This window comes from Brevundimonas sp., from assembly GCF_041688735.1.
Taxonomy (GTDB): Bacteria; Pseudomonadota; Alphaproteobacteria; order Caulobacterales; family Caulobacteraceae; genus Brevundimonas.
The window spans coordinates 1-3960 of record NZ_JBDNHO010000009.1 but is presented as its reverse complement, the minus strand read 5'-3'; the positions used below and the strand labels follow the sequence as shown (position 1 = coordinate 3960).

The 3960-nt window shown below is 67.7% G+C and carries 3 protein-coding genes; 1 reads left to right on the top strand and 2 read right to left on the bottom strand.

From position 1 onward, the window contains the following. Both ACESMO_RS01465 and ACESMO_RS01460 read right to left on the bottom strand, forming a co-directional pair. Positions 1 to 2102, bottom strand: a 2102-nt coding sequence (locus ACESMO_RS01465) for a M16 family metallopeptidase (protein WP_372706406.1), incomplete at its 3' end; no start/stop codon positions are given. Between the two features lie 254 nt (positions 2103 to 2356). After that, the gene (locus ACESMO_RS01460) at positions 2357 to 3112 is read right to left on the bottom strand and encodes a c-type cytochrome (protein ID WP_372706405.1); all 756 of its coding nucleotides are present in this window, start codon (positions 3110 to 3112) and stop codon (positions 2357 to 2359) included. Between the two features lie 148 nt (positions 3113 to 3260). Between ACESMO_RS01460 and ACESMO_RS01455 the strand changes: the two genes are divergently transcribed. Next, on the top strand, positions 3261 to 3960 hold a 700-nt coding region (locus ACESMO_RS01455), incomplete at its 3' end, for a 3-deoxy-manno-octulosonate cytidylyltransferase (protein WP_372706404.1).

Here is a 3960-nt window from a genome sequence, read left to right as displayed (position 1 = left end):
GCGGAGAACGCGCGCTCCAGCTTGGGCGTCAGCGCCGCCAGGGTGGTGTCGCCGACCACGACCAGGGTCGCATTGTCGGGGCGGAACCACGTCGCATGATAGGCGCGCGCGGCCTCTGGCGTCAGGGTCCGCACCGTCTCCTCGGTGCCCTGGCTGGGGCGACCGTAGGGGCTGTCCGGGCCATAGAGTTCGGCGCTGAGGATGCGGCCGGCGATGGCACCCGGGTTGCGGTTGGACTGCTGGATGCCCGCGATCTGCTGCGTCTGAACGCGGGTGAAATCCGCCTGGCGGAAGGCAGGATTGAGGACCACGTCGGCGAACAGATCCAGCGAGGGATCGAGCCGCGCTTCCAGCGCGTTCATGCTGACGCTCGTGAAGTTGGGACCCGATCCGCCGCCCAGGGTCGCGCCCAGGATCTGAAGCCGGTCGCTGAGTTGCAGCGCGTCCAGCGTCTCGGTGCCGTTGGTCATGACCGTAGGCGTCATGGAGGCCAGACCCAGCTGGCCGGCCGGATCGACCGCCGAGCCGGCGTCCAGGATCAGGTTCATACTGACCGTGGGCACGCTCTCGCGCTGCACGAACACGACCTTGACGCCGTTCGACAGGGTCGCGCGCTCGATATCGGGGAAGCTGGCCATCGGAGCATCGCCTGTGGCCGGCACCCCGGTGGAGCGGTCGACCCCGGCCGAGACGGCATAGTCAGGGAACGGCAGGACCTCCAGTGAGTAACTGCCATCCGTCAGCCAACGGCGGCCGGCCGTGGTCAGGTCGCGGGGTGTGGCGTCGACAACGCGCTGATAGCTGATCTTCCACGCGCCCGGATCGTCGAAGAACACCTCGGACGCGGCGAGGCGGTCGGACTTGCCACCAAACCCGCCGATCCGCTCAAGCCCGCGAATAAAGCCCGCGGCCGTCTGGGTGCGTACCCGCTCCAGTTCCTGGGCGGTCGGACCGTCGCGCAGCAGACGCGCCATCTCCTCGTCTACGATGGCTTCGATCCGCCCCAGGTCACCGCCCGCCTTGGCCGTGGCCACGACCTGGAACTGGCCCGCGATCTGCCGCCCCCCGGCGAAGGCCTGGACCGAAGTGGCGAGTTGCTCGTCGATCACCAGCCGCTTGAACAGACGCGAGGATCGGCCCGACGTCAGCACGTCGGCCAGCATGCCCAAATGATCAGTGTCTGCCTCGCCGGTCGGGGTGATGTTCCAGACCTTGTAAAGGCGCGGCTGACCGACGCGGTCATACATGATCTCGCGCTGGGCCCCGACCATCGGCGCGATCATGCGGCTCGGCTGGGTCATCGGCGGGCCCGAGGGGATGTCGCCGAAATAGCGCTCGACCTTCTGGCGCGCGTCCTCGGGGCTGATGTCACCGGCCAGAACGATCACGGCGTTGGCCGCGCCGTAATAGTCGCGGAACCATTGCTGAACGGTCGCCAGGTCGGCTGCGTTCAGATCGTCCATCGAGCCGATGACGGTGTGGCCATAGGGATGCTCGTCGGGCCAGGTCGCAGCGGTGATGGCGTTGAAGACGCGGCCATAGGGCTGGTTCTCGCCCTGGCGCTTCTCGTTCTGGACCACGCCGCGCTGCTCATCCAGGCGCGCCTGGTCGATGGCGCCCAGCAAATGGCCCATCCGGTCGCTTTCCAGCCACAGCAGAGCGTCCAGCGCCGAGGTCGGCACGTTCTGGAAATAGTTGGTGCGGTCGGTGTTGGTGGTGCCGTTCTGATCGGTGGCGCCCAGCAGCTCGGTGCCCTTGAAGAAGTCGGTGTTGTAGTTCTCGGACCCGTTGAACATCAGGTGTTCGAACAGGTGGGCGAAGCCCGACCGGCCCTCGGGCTCGTCCTTGGAGCCGACCCCGTACCAGATGTTGACGGCCACGATCGGGGCCTTGCGGTCCTCGTGCACGATCAGGGTCAGGCCGTTGCTCAGGACGAATTTGGTAAAGGGAATGTCGACATCGGGCAGGGGCGCCAAGCGTTCCTGGATCGCGGTCGCCGCAGAAGCGGCGGGCGAACTGACGATGGTTTTGGCCTGGGCCTGGGCGGCCAGCAGGGTCGCGGCGACCCCTCCGAGCAAGGCGATACGGCGGACGTTGCGCATGGATTTTCCCCCTGGGACTGCGACGGCGACGAGTGTCATTGCCAACTGGTACCCAACCTTGGTCGACGCGCAAGACGTGAATCATTGCCGATTTGTCATTATTGGTGCGGCTGCGAGATGGTCCGGTTCGTTCGTGCCGAAAGCTGAACGACAGCCGTCACAGACGGGGCGGCGAAGGCGATAATTGCACCGCAAACGAAATGAATTGCCCACTGCGCTGCAATGAGTGTGTATCCGTCGATGCGGTCAACGCCTCAGCGCGGGGTGTTGGTCCCGCTGTTGGCCGGCGGCGTAGCCGGGGTGGCCAGGGTGGTCGACTGACCCGCGACGCCCGTCGTCGGAGCCACGCCGGCCGGTCCGCCAGCATCGGCCGAAGCGGTTTCAGCGCTTGTGGCGGAAACGACGCCTTCTGCGGGAACGGTGCCCTCGACCGGAACGACAGCCCCCGGCTGGCGGGTCGGATCGACGGGGGGAACGGCGAGGCCCGAAGACCCCTGGCTGCGCAGCCAGGCGATCAGGTTGATCCGGGTGTTGGTGTCGCGGATGCCGGCGAAGGACATCTTGGTGCCGGGGATGTGCCTGGCCGGTGAGGTCAGGAACTGGTCCATCTCGTCATAGGTCCAGTTCGGTGCCTTGGCCTTGTGCGCCGTTATGGCGTCCGAATAGGCGAAACCGGCGGCATGCAGCACGGGACCGCCCATAACGCCGTACAGGTTAGGACCGATGCCGTTGGCGCCGCCCGCGGCGACGTTGTGGCAGGCCTGGCAGCGCGCGAAGGCCGCTTCGCCCGCAACCAGATCAGCCGTCGGCAGCACGGTGCCCCAGTCGGGCGCCAGTTCGACTTCGGCCGCGCCGCCGACAACCTCTTCCGGCGCGTCGACGAAATAGCCCATCTTTTCAGGCGCCTTGGTGTAATAAATCGCGCCGGTCACCTGCTGCACGCCGATGATGACGACAGCGGTCGCCAGACCGGCGGCCAGAATCTTGTTCCACTTCAGATCGCCGCTCATGCGCGTCGTCTCATCCCGTTCCTGAGGCCCGGCCACGGTCGGGCGGGGCGGATTCTTGCGTGCGGCTCTCTTACACCCTAGCGCGACCTTCGCAACCAGCCCAAAGCGTCCCTTGAGGCGTCCCGGCGTCGCAGGCATGGACCCGAAGATGAATCCCCTCGTCCTGATCCCGGCCCGCATGGCGGCGACCCGCCTGCCCGACAAGCCGCTGGCCGACATCGGGGGCGTCCCCATGATCGTGCGGGCCTGGCGTCAAGCGACGCTGTCCGGCCTTCCTGTCGCGGTCGCGGCGGGAGATGCCGAGATCGTCGCGGTCATCACGGCGGCCGGAGGGCGCGCCGTCCTGACCGATCCCGACCTGCCCAGCGGCTCGGACCGCATCCGCGCGGCGCTGGAAGTGCTCGACCCGGACGGCCGGCACGACGTGGTGATCAACCTGCAAGGCGACATGCCCTTCGCCGACCCGGGTCTGGCCACCGCCTGCGCGGCCCTGCTGGCGGCTCAGCCCGCCTGCGACATCGCCACCCTGATCGCGCCCGAAGCGGACGCCTCGGACCGGACCAACCCCGATGTGGTAAAGGCCGTGATCGCCCTCGCGCCCGACCAGACCCACGGTCGCGCCCTGTATTTCACCCGCTCGACCCTGTACGGCGACGGCCCCGTGTGGCGCCACATCGGCCTGTACGGCTATCGCCGGGCCGCCCTGGAGCGGTTCTGCGCCGCGCCGCCGTCGCCGCTCGAACGGCGCGAGAAGCTGGAACAGCTGAGGGCCCTGGAGATGGGGTTGCAGATCTGGGCGGCCGTGATCTCCGACGCCCCCCTGTCCGTCGACAGCGCCGCCGATCTTC

Excerpts from the sequence above, each read along its gene's own strand:
- ACESMO_RS01460 (WP_372706405.1), bottom strand. The coding sequence starts at position 3,112 with ATGAGCGGCGATCTGAAGTGGAACAAGATTCTGGCCGCCGGTCTGGCG.